The sequence below is a fragment of the Pseudoalteromonas sp. 0802 genome (assembly GCF_013350085.1).
GTDB lineage: Bacteria > Pseudomonadota > Gammaproteobacteria > Enterobacterales > Alteromonadaceae > Pseudoalteromonas.
Map to the genome: position 1 here is coordinate 303,419 of NZ_JABVXE010000002.1, position 14,800 is coordinate 318,218.

Annotated in this window: 12 protein-coding genes; 8 read left to right on the forward strand and 4 right to left on the reverse strand. The window is 41.9% G+C overall.

Annotation, left to right across the window (positions count from 1 at the left end):
• Positions 1 to 262: 262 nt before the first annotated feature.
• Positions 263 to 1,534: an L-fucose:H+ symporter permease gene (gene fucP, locus HUS61_RS06175; RefSeq protein ID WP_175081531.1), complete on the reverse strand. Its 1,272-nt coding sequence runs from the start codon at positions 1,532 to 1,534 to the stop codon at positions 263 to 265.
• A 137-nt stretch (positions 1,535 to 1,671) separates the two neighbouring features.
• Here fucP and HUS61_RS06180 point away from each other — a divergent pair, with 137 nt between their 5' ends.
• The 4 genes from HUS61_RS06180 (at position 1,672) to HUS61_RS06195 (ending at position 6,709) form a co-directional block, all read left to right on the forward strand.
• Positions 1,672 to 2,889: an AGE family epimerase/isomerase gene (locus HUS61_RS06180; protein WP_175081532.1), complete on the forward strand. Its 1,218-nt coding sequence runs from the start codon at positions 1,672 to 1,674 to the stop codon at positions 2,887 to 2,889.
• Positions 2,889 to 3,842: a carbohydrate kinase gene (locus HUS61_RS06185; RefSeq protein WP_175081533.1), complete on the forward strand. Its 954-nt coding sequence runs from the start codon at positions 2,889 to 2,891 to the stop codon at positions 3,840 to 3,842. Before HUS61_RS06180 ends, HUS61_RS06185 begins: the two co-directional genes overlap by 1 nt.
• Before the next feature lie 287 nt (positions 3,843 to 4,129).
• Complete coding sequence (locus HUS61_RS06190; protein ID WP_175081534.1) at positions 4,130 to 4,897, forward strand: hypothetical protein; 768 nt, start codon at positions 4,130 to 4,132, stop codon at positions 4,895 to 4,897.
• A gap of 75 nt (positions 4,898 to 4,972) precedes the next feature.
• Positions 4,973 to 6,709, forward strand: a complete 1,737-nt coding sequence (locus HUS61_RS06195) for a hypothetical protein (RefSeq protein WP_175081535.1) — start codon at positions 4,973 to 4,975, stop codon at positions 6,707 to 6,709.
• Positions 6,710 to 6,735: 26 nt separating this feature from the next.
• On the opposite strand, the gene HUS61_RS06200 is transcribed toward HUS61_RS06195, so the two are convergent.
• The 3 genes from HUS61_RS06200 to HUS61_RS06210 form a co-directional block, all read right to left on the reverse strand.
• Complete coding sequence (locus HUS61_RS06200; protein WP_175081536.1) at positions 6,736 to 7,260, reverse strand: RNA methyltransferase; 525 nt, start codon at positions 7,258 to 7,260, stop codon at positions 6,736 to 6,738.
• Positions 7,260 to 7,757, reverse strand: coding sequence for a YcgN family cysteine cluster protein (locus HUS61_RS06205; protein WP_175081537.1), 498 nt, complete (start codon positions 7,755 to 7,757; stop codon positions 7,260 to 7,262). The genes HUS61_RS06200 and HUS61_RS06205 overlap by 1 nt, the downstream gene beginning before the upstream one ends.
• Before the next feature lie 79 nt (positions 7,758 to 7,836).
• Positions 7,837 to 9,660, reverse strand: coding sequence for a DUF885 family protein (locus tag HUS61_RS06210; RefSeq protein WP_063707407.1), 1,824 nt, complete (start codon positions 9,658 to 9,660; stop codon positions 7,837 to 7,839).
• Between the two features lie 147 nt (positions 9,661 to 9,807).
• Here HUS61_RS06210 and HUS61_RS06215 point away from each other — a divergent pair, with 147 nt between their 5' ends.
• The 4 genes from HUS61_RS06215 to HUS61_RS06230 all read left to right on the forward strand — a co-directional run bounded on the left by HUS61_RS06215 (position 9,808) and on the right by HUS61_RS06230 (position 14,743).
• Positions 9,808 to 11,076, forward strand: coding sequence for an amidohydrolase family protein (locus tag HUS61_RS06215; RefSeq protein ID WP_175081538.1), 1,269 nt, complete (start codon positions 9,808 to 9,810; stop codon positions 11,074 to 11,076).
• Positions 11,077 to 11,272: 196 nt separating this feature from the next.
• Complete coding sequence (locus HUS61_RS06220) at positions 11,273 to 13,684, forward strand: TonB-dependent siderophore receptor (protein ID WP_175081539.1); 2,412 nt, start codon at positions 11,273 to 11,275, stop codon at positions 13,682 to 13,684.
• 200 nt (positions 13,685 to 13,884) lie between these two features.
• Complete coding sequence (locus HUS61_RS06225; RefSeq protein WP_175081540.1) at positions 13,885 to 14,382, forward strand: ribonuclease E inhibitor RraB; 498 nt, start codon at positions 13,885 to 13,887, stop codon at positions 14,380 to 14,382.
• Positions 14,375 to 14,743 carry a hypothetical protein gene (locus tag HUS61_RS06230; protein WP_175081541.1) on the forward strand — a complete coding sequence of 123 codons (369 nt, stop codon included), beginning with the start codon at positions 14,375 to 14,377 and terminating at the stop codon, positions 14,741 to 14,743. Before HUS61_RS06225 ends, HUS61_RS06230 begins: the two co-directional genes overlap by 8 nt.
• Positions 14,744 to 14,800 lie beyond the last annotated feature (57 nt).

Here is a 14,800-nt window from a genome sequence, read left to right on the forward strand (position 1 = left end):
AACTAGAAAAACGTTCCTTTTATTAAAGTACGCTTTCTTTGAAAATCAATTACTTTGTTAACGGCAGCCAATTTCACTTCTTAAGTCGTATTAATAAAAAAGCAGCAAAAAACCCTTTGGAACGTTCCTATAAATTGTTACTTAAACCGTCCCTGAATACGTATTCATTAAATCATTTTGTCATCTAGTTTTTTTCGGTATAGCAAAAAAATGGCACAAAAAAACCCCGCAACTCAGTGCGGGGTTTTTATTGATAGTAATTTTAGCTGATGCGTTTTTTCCAGCTATCAGCTAAACGTACAACATTTAAGCCATACCAAGCGATAAATGCATAACAAATCACTGGTACAAAGAAGCTTTGTTGGATGTTTACTGTATCAGCAACTACACCTTGTACTAATGGTACTAAGGCACCACCAACGATTGCTAAACATAACCAACCCGAACCTTTACTGGTTAGTGAGCCTAAACCTTCAATAGCAACAGAGAAAATAGTCGGGAACATAATTGAGTTGAATAAACCAATTGCAAGTACTGAGTAAAGCGCCACATCACCTTCAGTGAATATAGTCACTAACAGCAATACAATAACCATCATGGCATTAAAGAATAACGCTTTTGAAGGCGCAATTTTTTGTAGTGCTGCAGAGCCAATGAAACGACCCACCATTGCACCACCCCAATAATAAGCAATTAAGCTTGCAGCCGCATGCTCTTCAAGGCCAGCAATGTGTTCTTCACCAAAATAGTTTACTAAGAAGCTACCAATTGAAACCTCAGCACCTACGTAACAGAAGATACCTATAACACCCATCATTAAATGAGGTGCTTCGGCAAGGCTGTGGCCTTTCGCTTTACAGTCTTGCTCTTCTGTATGCTCTGCAATCACCGGTAATTTAAAGAAGGCAAATACTACAGCAATGGTCAGTAGTGCTGCTGCAAGCATAAGGTAAGGCACTTTTACAGATTCTGCAGTTGCTGCGTTTGCAGCTAATGTGCCTGCTGTACCAAAGAATAAAATACCACCCACATATGGACCAACTGTGGTACCGAGTGAGTTAAGTGCTTGAGCTAAATTTAAACGTGACGACGCCGTTTTTTCAGGACCTAACGCCACAACATACGGGTTAGCAGATACCTGTAATACGGTAATACCTGCTGCTAGAACAAATAACGCACCTAAGAATAACCAGTACTCATGCACAACAACTGCTGGGTAAAATAACATACAGCCAATTGATGCCACGACTAAGCCGGTTAGTACGCCATTTTTGTAGCCCATTTTTTTAACCAACATACCCGCAGGTAGCGAAACAATAAAGTAAGCACCAAAGAAACAAAACTGAACCAGCATTGCTTCTGTGTAGGTTAAATCGAATACCCCTTTTAAGCGCGGGATCAACACGTCATTTAAAACTGTAATGAAACCCCATAAAAAGAACAGGGTTGTCATTGCTGTCAGTGGTAGCAGGTAGTTTTTATTTTGCTGCGAACCATCGGCGACAAACGATTGGTTTGTATTTATTTCACTCACGTGGTTTTCACTCCGTTAACAAGTTACCTTTGATTCTACACATTGAAGTAAAAATAGCACAAAGATTTACTAGGAACGTTCCAATATTTTTATTTCCTGCTATAGTTGCAAGATGTACACAGATTTATTAATAACCCATGGCCAAAGTTGACTTTAAAAGCCCTGATTTTCTTAAGCAGCATATCCAAGATACCCTTGCTTTTTATCACCCCCATTGTGTTGATCATTCAGCCCATGGCTTAGCGGGCTTTTATCAGTTCTTTAAAAATAATGGCGCGATTTACGATAAACACACTCGCCATTTAGTCTCGAGCACCCGCTTTGTTTTTAACTATGCAATGGCGTACATAGAGTTTAAAGACCCAGAATATTTAAGCCTCACTAAACATGGTTTAGCTCACCTTGAACATGCGCATAAACAAGCATCTGGTGGTTATGCTTGGCTTATTGAGCAAGATGATAACGGCAAAGTCACTGTGTTAGACGACACCAACCATTGCTACGGGCTTGCCTTTGTAATGCTTGCAAACGCGGTTGCTTTAAAAGCAGGGGTGAACGACTGCAAAAAAACTATTTCACAGGTATGGAATTTATTAGAGCAGCACTACTTTGAACCACAGCATAATGCCTATTTAGATGAGCAAAATGCTGATTTTAGCTGTGCAGATGACTATCGCGGCCAAAATGCCAATATGCATTTATGCGAAGCCTTACTCATGTGTTTTGAAGCAACTAACGAGACCCGTTATTTAAAACGCGCTAAACAGCTTGCCGAAACTTTTACCGTAAAACTGGCAGCCCACAGCCAACAGTTGGTGTGGGAGCACTATTCTAAAAATTGGCAAATCGATTTAGATTACAACAAAGATGACCCGCAGCATTTATTTAGACCTTGGGGATTTCAACCAGGTCATCAAACTGAGTGGGCAAAACTGTTACTTATTTTAAACCGCCATATTGATGAACCTTGGCTGGTAACGCGCGCTAAAAGCCTGTTTGATGAAACTCTGAGCATCGCGTGGGATCAACAACATGGGGGCATTTTCTATGGCTTTGCACCAGATAAACAAATTTGTGATAGCGATAAATACTTTTGGGTGCAGGCCGAGTCATTAGCCGCAGCAGCCCTACTAGCTGATGCCACACATGACGAAAGCTATTGGCAATGGTACGAAAAAATATGGCAATACAGTTGGCAACATATGGTAGATCACCAATATGGTGCGTGGTATCGCATTTTATCAGCACAAAACCAACCATACAGTGACGAAAAATCGCCAGCAGGCAAAACCGACTACCATACTATGGGTGCCTGCTACGAAGTATTAAGAACCTTAACCTTGAGGAATGCATAATGAGTTTAGTGTGTTTTGGCGAAGCATTAATCGACTTTTTATCAGATGGTAAACAACCAGAGTCATTTACCAAATACGCAGGTGGCGCACCAGCTAATGTGGCTGTTGCAGCAGCAAAACTAGGCCTAAACACCAGCTTTTGCGGTATGTTAGGCGATGATATGTTCGGTCACTTTATTAAACAAGAGCTTGACCAGCATGCGGTAAACACTGATTACTGTACTTTCACCGATGCGGCTAAAACAGCATTGGCGTTTGTATCACTTGATGACAGTGGCGAACGCTCGTTTAGCTTTTATCGCCCACCAGCCGCCGATTTACTGTATCGCGTAGACGATTTTGACCATGCAATGTTTGCAAATCACGCCATCATGCATGTATGCAGCAACAGTTTGACTGAGCACAATATCTATCAAACCACAATTTATGGTTTAACGCAGGCGAAAAAAGCCGGTGCAATTTGTAGCTTTGATATGAATCTGCGCGAAAACCTATGGCCAAGTATGCGCCATACGCTTGATAGAATGTGGCATGTAATTTCACTTGCAGATATCGTAAAACTTTCATTTGAAGAGCTTGAGTTTTTAAATCAAAAAAGCCATCAAGAAATGCCACTTGAGCATACTATTGATGCCATTTTAAAGGCCGGTGTAACCTGTTTGCTAGTTACTAATGGCGGCGAAGCAATCAGCTTTTACCACGCAGACTTTAAAGGCCAAGTTAGCCCACCAGCTACAAAAGTGGTTGATACCACAGCCGCAGGCGATGCATTTATTGGCGGTATGCTATCAAAGATTGGTCAGCACTGTGAAAACAAACAAAGCTTTAAAGCGTTTTGCCAAACGCCAGAGAATATCGAACAAACCATTGCTTATGCAGCTAAAGCTGGCGCTTTTGCAGTAAGCCGTTATGGTGCATTTGCGTCTTTACCAAGCGCAGCCGATTTAGCCTAGAACTTTGTTTAGGTTGAGTAAAAAGCCCAGCATTAGTAATTAATGCTGGGCTTATTTGCTATTGCTCAACTTTACATTTATCGATAATTGGTAAATACCTAAACACCTTCATGCTTGGAGCGAACACCACATAACCCCCGCTTTTAAAGCAATGCTAATCTCGCCATTTCAACGTTAAGTTGTTCACTGATTGAATAACAAAACGAAAATATTTCATCATCAAATCAATGCAAAAAAGCCCAGCGTTTCTATAATTAATACTGTGATTTACTTAAAAGGATTTGATAATGCTCACTTTAAAACAACCTCGTATGTTAACGATTTTATCTTTCGGTTTAGTATTCGCCTCACCAACCGTTTATGCCGACCAATGGCAATTTTCTGTAGAGCCTTATTTAATGGCCACTGCGATTGATGGCAGTTCGGCAATCGGCACTATAGAAGCCCCCCTTGAAGTCGAATTTGATACCATTTTAAACAACCTCGACAGCGCATTTATGCTCCATCTTGAGGGATATCATCAATCAAACTGGGGTTTTATTGCTGACTGGGGCTATATGGATTTAAGTAAATCTCATAACGCCCCAAAACTTGGCGTGCTCAGTGCCCGGGTGCGCCAAGCCGTGCTCGAATTAAGTGTTGCGTACCGTTTTTCTAGCCCGTCGATGGGTGATTGGGTTAACTATATGGGTATTCGTCGTTGGGATAACACCTACGAATTCGATCTTGATCCTAACTTTATGTCACAAGTGTCAGTGGTCGACAGAGATGAAGATTGGATTGACCTAATTTTTGGCTTTCACTTTAACAAACAATTAAGCGAACATTGGCAATTAACAACTGCTGGAGATCTCGGTGGCTTTAACTTAAATGCTAAATTGACTGGCAGCTTTAAATTAGGTGCGGTGTATCAAATAAACCCGCATTGGGATCTGGGTATGAGCTATAAAACCACCTATGTAGATTACCAAACCGGCCAACGCGGAAATAAAAACTTCTTTAGTTATGATACGTTTACCCATGGTCCGCAAATAAGCGTGAGCTATCAGTTTTAGTCGTTAGCCTGCTAGTAATTTGTTTCTATTTCATGGTATGTTTTTTAACTAATTAAAGAAAAAGGAATTCATCCTATGAATAATAAGCTTCTTGCTGGGGGCGCGATTGCTATTGTTGCAGGTGCGTTGTTGTACTCACAAAATAAAGCCAGTGTTGATGTAGATTTACCTGAGCTTGCCTACGTACCTGCCGACACGGCGGTTTTTTATGGTCAACTTAAACCGTTTCCGTACAGCAAATACTTTGCGCTTATGCCAGATGCAATGAAAGGCACGAGCGATTTAACGCCCATCATTGCTGAGCTTAAAACAGTTGATGATAAGAATGCCCTATTCCTTGCATCACTGATGGAAAAATACCAACAATCACTGAGCTCTTACGATGCCTTCAAATCGATTTGGGGCTTTGGTGATGACTACAAAGGCATGATGTATGCGCAAGGTTTAATGCCGATTGTGCGTTTTCAGGTCGCTGATCAAAGCAGCATTATCAATAGCATTAAGCAATCTGCTGATGAAGCCGGTATTGCGTATACAACTGAAAGCCTTGAAGGCGTAAACTACACACGTTTTACCATTGAGCTTGAAGGCTTAGATAACTTCAACCTAATTGCATCAACTCATAACAATTGGGCTACCATCACGCTAACCACTGCGCTTTCTAATGATCAAGATTTACGTATTGCCCTTGGCGTAGAAAAACCGGCTCAATCACTGGCTGAAACTAAAAAACTACCTGAGCTTATTAAAACTTTCTCGCTTGATGGCAACTCGGTTGGCTTTGTTGATCATCAACGTATCGCTAATGCTGTAACAGGCAAAGAAGACTCTCGCTTACACCAAATGCTCAAAGAGCTACTTGATAAAGCCCAGCAATCAAATGCATTAGCAGCGATTTCAACACCTGAGTGTCAAGATGATATTGCTGCCATTGCCGCTAAATGGCCTGCAACAGTATCAGGCACAACAAAAACCCGTATTACTGCCGACTACGCCGACTTTGACGTAAAAGCGGTACTTCAAAGCACAGATCAAGACTTACTAAATACCCTACAAGCTGTGCGTGGTTTTGTGCCAAAACATACCACTGGGCTTGACGGGCAAATGATGAGTGTTGCTTATGGTATTGATGTAGCAAAAGTCCTGCCGCTAGCCAATACACTAACCGGTGCAATTAAATCAGCTGAGTTTAACTGTGGCCCAATTGTCGCACTACAAAATGAAATGCAAGAAGTAAGCACCGCAGGCCTTGCTATGATGTCGGGCTTTGCAAATGGCGTACAAGGCATGAGTGTCAGCGTTCAAGATGCTGCATTTACTATCGATGACTACAATGGCCCACAAATAGACAAGCTTGATGCCATCGTTACCCTATCTGCAACCGATGCCCATGGCTTGTATTCAATTGCGCAAGGTTTTGTACCGCCGCTTGCTAACATAAAACTACCAGCCAATGGTGATGCAGTGTTGATTAATGAATACATTCCATCGCCTGTGCCACTTAACTTTGATATAAAAATGGCGCTTAAAGGCAATCATATTGTGATTTTCACCGGTGATAAGTCAGCGCAGATTGCCGAGACTTTAGAGTCGCAAAGTGTCACTAAAAATGGCTTTGTGAACATGGCATTCGACGTACAAAAAATCTTATTACCTTTACTTGATACGATTGCATCAACGGGTCAATTAACGAATGAAGAAATGGCTGAGCTTGATTCCCTACGCGACCAACCTGTCGGTGTTTATTTTGCCACAGACATTACCGACAACGGCATTGGCCTTGAAAGTAACGTACAAATTACTAAAAAGTAGTTTTGAGTTTGGATCTAAAGAGAGCGCTATTCAGCGCTCTTTTTTTGTTGCCATTTAAGTGAGTTGTTATTGTCTCGACTATTACAAATGGTGTCGTTTGAACTCTCAATACCACCGAGTTTGGCAAGTCGGTCGTATAGCACAACATTGCAGGTTGCAGCTAGGTTCATACAGCCTATGGTTGGCACATACACTACTTCATCACACCATTTCAGCACGTCTTTACTAACCGAGCCATCTTCAGGGCCAAACACATAAAATGCGTTTTCAGGGTGCTTAAATTCAGGCAGCGGCGTTGCACCTTCAACAAGCTCAATCACCACCGTTGTGGCACCTTCAGGCTTTGCTTGCTCTAGGCTTTCAACTTGCGTTAGCGGAATATGCTCAAGCACATTTTTGGTATCAGTATGGTACTTATTAGCGCGTAAATAGCGGCTACCAGTAAAAAACACCTGCTTAGCGTTGTAACAACCCGCGGCACGTAATACCCCACCCACATTGGTTGGGCTTTTTGGGTTTAACAAGCCAATGCTTGCTTTAAGGGCGCTCATTAATCAATGTCTCTGGTTGGCCATTCGGCCACGTAAAGGTCAAAGTCATCAAGGTCTACATCACAGTCTTTCACTGTTTTGTCACGCACAGAAATACCTAACTCATGCATCATGTCTTTACTGCCATCGTTCAACAGTGGGTGCCAAGACGCAAGGCCACGGCCTTCGTAAAGGCGACGGTAGCTACAGCTTTGCGGCATAAAAAAGATATCTTTGAGGTTTTCTTTAGTGAGCTTTACACATGAAGGCACCAAGGTTTGGCGGTTCGCATATTCGCTACACCCACAGGTGTCGTTGTCTAGGTATTGGCAAACGATATTAGTGAAGATCAGTTCTTCACCCTCGCGAAGTTGATCCGTTGCGGTAAATTCATCTTCGTCTTCACTGTCGATAAATGTGTTTAAACAACATTTACCACAGCCGTCACAAATGGCTTCCCATTCGGGTTGTGACATTTGCTCAAGCGAGCGCTTAAGCCAAAATTGATCTTCTAACATGGTATTACTCAAAGCCCCTAAACAGCGCGCATTCTAGCGTAAAGCCAGCATGCGCGCAAAGTTTAGCGTGTTTGAGCGATTACTTTTGCTCGTTAACCCAACGCTTAATTTTCTCTTCAAGAATTGGCATAGGTAATGCGCCATCAATCAGCACTTGCGTATGGAAAGCTTTAATGTCGAACTTATCGCCTAGCTCTTTGCTCGCGTAGTCACGTAGTTCTTGAATTTTGAACTGACCTAACTTGTACGATAGCGCTTGGCCCGGCCATGCAATGTAACGCTCAACTTCGGCGATAATGTCACTTTCGGCCATTGATGAGTTAGCCAACATGTAATCAATACCTTGTTGACGTGTCCAACCTTTTGCGTGGAAACCAGTATCAAGCACTAAGCGCATTGCACGTAATTGCTCATCTGATAAACGACCGTACCACATGTAAGGGTCGGTAAATAAGCCAAGCTCTTTACCTAAGCTTTCTGCATACAATGCCCAACCTTCTGCAAATACCGTGTAGCCACCAAATTTACGAAACAGCGGTAGTCCTTCAATTTCTTGTTGCAAGGCAATTTGAAAGTGGTGACCCGGTGCGGCTTCGTGAATAGACAAGGTTTCAAGCAAAAACTTAGGCTGAGCTTTTAGGTTAAAGGTATTGATATAGAAAATACCTGGACGTGAGCCATCTGGTGCTGGTGACTGGTAAGATGCACCCGCAGCTGATTCTGCGCGGAAATCTTCAACTGCTTTTACAACATATGGCGCTTTTGGCGCAATATCGAACATTTGCGGGAGCTTAGCATCAATCTTTTCTTTTACAGCTTCGTACGCGGCAATTAACTCTTCTGGCGTATCGTAGTAAAACTCATCTGAGGTTCTTAGGTGTTCAAAAAACGCTTTTAAATCGCCTTCGAAACCGACTGTCTCTTTGACTTTTTTCATCTCAGATAAAATACGCGATACTTCGCTTAAACCAATGTCATGAATTTCATCGGCGTTTAAGCTCAGCGTTGTATGCTGTTTAATTTGGTACTCATACCACGCTTTACCATTTGGTAGGTCACTGTAACCTATGCTTTCACGGGCATTTGGAATATATTCATTCGCTAAAAAGTCAGCCATTTTTTGATACGCAGGCACTAAACGCTCGCTGATCATCGCCGTGTACGCGCTTGTTAGCTGTGCTTTTTGTTCGTCGCTGAAAGATTCAGGTAACTGAGCAATTGGCCCCCAGAATAATGACTCTTCTGGTTTTTCTACAATATGAGTTTGAAATTGTGGTAATAGTTTTTCAGCAAGCGGTTTAGGAAGAACCACTTTGTCTTTCATGCCTTGGCGCATTGATTGTTCAACACTGTCTAACCAAGCGATGAAACCGTCAGCACGTTTTTCAAATGCTTGATAATCTTCAACCGTGTTAAAAGGTTGTGCACTTTGCCCAGAACCTAATGCAGCAAAGGTATTATGCGCCCCGCCCATTTGGTTAATTGGCATTAAGTAGCTTGGAAACTGAGCGCCTTCAATCGCAAGATCTAAATCGCGGGCTAGAATTTCGTAGCTCAATAATGACTGACCTTTTAATTGCGCTTTGTCGATATTTGCTAGTTTGTTCTTGTATTCTTTAACAAAGTTAAGCTGCTCATCGCGGTTTGCTTTACTAATAGGTGCAATAAATTGGTCGTTATATTCGCTACGGCCAATGTAGGTACCACCAATTGGATTAAACTTTAAGCCTGCTTCAAAGTAGTCTGCTAGTAATGTATCAAGTTGCTCTGTGGCTGACGTTGCGCTTGGTGCTTGTTTGCTTACTTCTTGAGTTGGTTTTTCGTTGCTTGGCGTTGATTCATTACAACCAAGTAATGCAAACATCACTGCCGAACTAAGTAGTGCTAGTTTTACGTTTTTCATTCTTTCCCTGCCCTTATATTAAGTACGCGTAAATTATGAGGGTTTAGTTCCCTATTTAGCAAGTATCGCTGCAACTTATCGCAGTTTATTTACACTTTGCAAGCTGATTGCTAGAGTGGCGGCTCGACTTACCAATTTTGAATAAAAATGAAAAAGACTGCTCTTGCTATTAGCCTAGGCCTAGCTTGCCTAACCTCTTTAAATACCTACGCAACAACCTACTTATCGGCAAAAGCCATGGTAGATGTAAATTCAGGTAAACTGATTAAATCACCACTTATTAGTATAGATAATGGTCAAATTACAGCCGTACAAAGCAATAAACAGCCTAGCTTAAAAGACGGCGATAAGCACATTCAATTATTAGAACTGACTCTGGTGCCAGGTTTAATGGATATGCATGTGCATTTAACAAGCGATCCGACCGTGCCACGCAGTGAGCGAATTGGTCAATCGATTCCGCGTAAAGCAATTAAAGCAGCGCACTTTGCCGAAAAAACACTGTATGCAGGTTTTACAACGCTGCGTAACTTAGGCGCAGAAGGCTACAGCGTGATTGCAGTACGCGATGGCATAAACGCTGGCGACATTGTTGGCCCACGTATTTGGGCGGCTGGCCCGTCTTTAGGTGTTACTGGCGGTCACTGCGATAACAACCGTTTACCACCAGAAATGAAATACACCGCCGAAGGCGTTGCTGATGGCCCATGGGCTGTGCGCGCTAAAGTGCGTGAAAACATTAAGTACGGTGCCAATGCCATTAAACTTTGCGCTACAGGCGGGGTATTTTCAAAAGGCACAAAAGTGGGTATTCAACAATATAGCCAAGACGAAATGAACGCCATTGTTGACGAAGCTCATTTACGTGGCCTAACCGTTGCAGCCCATGCGCACGGTACCAGTGGTATTAAAGCAGCCATTGTTGCTGGTGTAGACAGTGTTGAGCACGTTAGTTTTGTCGATGACGAAGCCATTAAACTTGCCAAAAAACACGGCACTTGGTTCTCAATGGATATTTACAACACTGAGTACACCCTTGCCTTTGGCGAACAAAACGGGGTTGCAGAAGAAAACCTCAATAAAGAACGCCAAGTATCTAAAAAGCAACGCGATAGCTTTAACCGTGCAGTAAAAGCAGGCGTAAACATGGTATTTGGTACCGATGCAGCCATTTACCCTCATGGCGATAACGCGAAGCAGTTTTCGCGTATGGTTGAATTTGGTATGACACCGCTGCAAGCATTGCAGTCTGCCACCATCAATAGTGCCAAACTACTTAAAGCTGATGATCAACTTGGCCAAATCAAAAGCGGTTTCTTAGCCGATATTATCGCCGTAAAAGGCAACCCGCTTGAAAACATTGCAGTACTTGAAGATGTACAATTTGTTATGAAAGACGGTAAAGTTTTTAAATAAGCTATTATGCTGGCTTTGCATTAGTGAAGTCAGCAATCTTCCTTTGTATCTATATCGTAAACAAGATTACCAACCATAAAACTAGTTGTTAGCAACTTGTATCCAAAAAAAGAAATTACCCAAAATAGATAAATAAAACTTGAAATGAAAATAGCTCGCATTATCATTGCCGAAAAATTTCGACAATTTACCTATAATGACGACATATAAATATTCAATTTTAGCCCTAGCCTGCTTAAGCGCATTCAATGCAACCGCCAACAATTTAGATTCTGTTGAACGTATTACCGTATACGACAAACAAAACCGTGTAGTACTTGAATCTGGCCTTGCCACTAAATCAAATATGACCCTAATGGAAACGCCAGCCCCGGTTGTGGTTGTTGATCAGGAGCTTATCAACTCGCAAGGCGCAACAAACTTACAAGACTTAGTGCGTAACATCAGTGGTGTAACCCAAGCCGGTAACAACTACGGCATTGGCGATAACTTAGTGATCCGCGGTTTAGGTGCAAACTATACTTACGATGGCATGTACGGCGGTGCAGGCCTAGGTAACACCTTTAACCCAACACGCTCAATGACCAACGTTGAATCTGTAGAAGTTCTTAAAGGCCCTGCAACGGGCTTATATGGTATGGGTAGCGCAGGCGGTGTTATCAACCTAATCGAAAAGAAACCGCAATTTACTGAGCAGCACACCGTTAATGCCGAGCTTGGTCAATGGGATAGCTACTCATTAGGCTTTGATAGCACAGCGGCATTAACCGACAACCTTGCTTATCGCGTTAATGCTAAAACCGCTCGCAGCGATGGCTATCGCGACTTAAAAGACGACCGTGATGAAATTTATGGCGCGTTAAAATATGTATTAAGCGACAAACAAGACATCATGATTTCTGCCGCTTATATTAAAGATGCCATTGCTGTTGATTCAATTGGCCACCCTATTCGTATTTTTAACAGTGACTCAGTAAATGGTAAAACCGCAGGTGAAGTAACCGCTGCCGATTTAATTAACGATGCAACAGCAAAAGGCCTGCAACTAACCGAACAGCAACGCCAACAATTGGCAGACTCACTGGCAGCAAATGATGGCCTAACACCTTACACCTTTGGCCATAACGGTATTATCTCGCCAATGGCAAATGATAACGAAGGCGAAGAGCTGCGCTTTAAGTTAACCCATAACTACTTCATTACTGATAATTTATTTTTAAATCAGCAACTACAATACCGTAATTACGAATCAAGCTTTGCCCGCCAAACCGGTGCTTATAACTATGTTTATTGGAACCGCAGAGGCGTGATCAATGCCGACCCACGCGCTCCTTTAGTGGTTGATGACGTACTTTACCCATTTGCAGCGCGTCGCCAAGAGTACCGCCAAGTAGAAGCAGACGAAAAATCATGGCAATACTTTGCTGACTTGCGTTATGACTTTAGCTTTGCCGGTATTGATAACGAACTACTGGTAAACGCCAACTACGAAGACCGCGATATTCGTTTTAAACAATACTCAATTTACGATGCTGATCAGGTCATTAAAAACAAAGATGGAGAGATTATTTACCAAGGTCAATTACCTTACATTTTTGATATTCGTAACCCGAACTGGGGCGAAGGCAGCTTTTTTGATTACGATCCGCTAAAAACCAGCGATTACAACAAAAAGGTTCAGGCTTGGGGTGTGGGTATTCAACATGTTGCCTATATTCACGATACCTTTACAACCCGAGTAGGCGTTGCTTTTAATCGTATTAAACAAAGCTACGAACACTTTGGTGTTGATGCACGCTACCGTGCAAGTGCCGCCGAGCCAACGCCAGAAGCAGATACATCAGACAGCGGTATGACCTACAATCTAGGTGCAACTTACAAACTGAGCGATGATATTTCGTTCTTTGTAAATCACTCTAAAGGTCGTACAGCTTACAGCGTGCTTGGTAGCGTAACGGGTAACGAAGCTGACCGCGATGACGCCGAGTCAGTCAGTAACGACATTGGTATGCGTGTAAAAGCCTTTGACGATCAACTACTAGCATCACTGGTGTTATTTGATAGTGCCCGTACAAACCTTGAGTATGCCAACCCAGATTACGAAGCCGGTGTGTCTGATGCCTCAGTACCAAAAAGCTTTTACGATGGTGAAGAGCAAACCAAAGGTGTTGAACTTGATTTAAATGCCGATTTAAACGAGCAGTGGAAACTTAACGTAAACGCGGTTTATCAAGACGCCCGCGATAAGAAAAACCCTAACTCATCATCTTTCGATACTCGCCAAAAAGGTGTGCCTTATGTAACAGCAAGCAGCTGGTTAAGCTATGACGCTAAATGGTTTGATTTAGCCGAGCCACTGACAATTAGCGCAGGCGTAAAGTATGTTGATGACCGCAACACAAACTCAACCTCGTTTGGTATTCCTGATGGCTACGTACCTAGCTACACGGTATACGACGCCGCAATTCAATATCAAACAGATGATTGGAAACTACAGTTAAACCTAAATAACTTGTTTAACAAAACCTATTACTCAAAAGCAATGTTCTTAGGCGGTATGCCAGGTGAAGAGCGTAATGCTAAATTAACCTTTAGCTACACACTTTAATTGTGAATTGATAGCAAAAAGCGCGGCTTAGTTAAGCCGCGCTTTTTTGTTTGGATTTTTGATATTAAACATAAGATGATAGATTTTAGATGAAAGATGAAAGATGAAAGATGAAAGATGAAAGATGATTTTGCAGGGATTTTGTGAATTTTAAGACAATTTTTCTAGTTACAACGCTAGTTTCATTTAAAGGAATCACAATGGAAAACACATACTTCACATGGGCGGCGTTCTCTAAAAATTATAACGATGAAATTAATAGTGCAGATTCTGTTTATTTCAGCATGGAGTCGAATGGCTTAACACCATATTCGATGCTCGCTTTCGATTTTCATTTTCTTTCTGACAGTAAAGCCAATTTAAATAATTTGGCTTTACTTCTGAAAAATAGTTACGGATATAAAGTTTTAGGGCCAGTTAAGACCGAAAATGGTGTATGGGATTTATCAGGAAAAACGAGTCCCTTCCCTGTAACCGCAGATAACTTGGTGTATTGGACATTAGATATGTACAAAAGAGGATACGAGTTTGATGCAAAATTTGATGGGTTTGGAGCGCCATTCGATAAAAACAATCAAATTTTTCCGCAATTTGAGGCAACAACAGCAGACGAATTTTTTAACAAAGGTTTTGATTACTATAATCAAGGCAATCTTTCTGCTGCCATTGCGCAATGGACAAATACTCAAAGTGAATAGCAAAGACGTAGACGCTCTTTATTCGAGAGCGATAGCAAAGAATGAATTATATGCTTCTAATGCTGCAATGATTGATTATGATAAAGCGATAGAGATTGCACCAAACTTTTCGAGCGCATTTTTAAATAGAGGAGCGTTAAAAGATGACAACGGCGATCATCTGGGGGCAATTGCTGATTATGGTACTGTAATTGAAATTATCCCGAAGGATGAAATTACATTGCAGCGCGCTTACGCTAATATGGCAAACTCCTTCAAAGCCTTAGGCGATTTAGAAGCCGCTTGTCAGAATTGGAAAAAAGCAAAAGAGCTTGGTGCAGATTACGTTAATGCAGTACTAGCGGAATACTGCAAGAGTTAGATAGGCTATTACAGTCTGAACTGTAACTTCGATGAGAGTTGATAGGATAACAGCCAA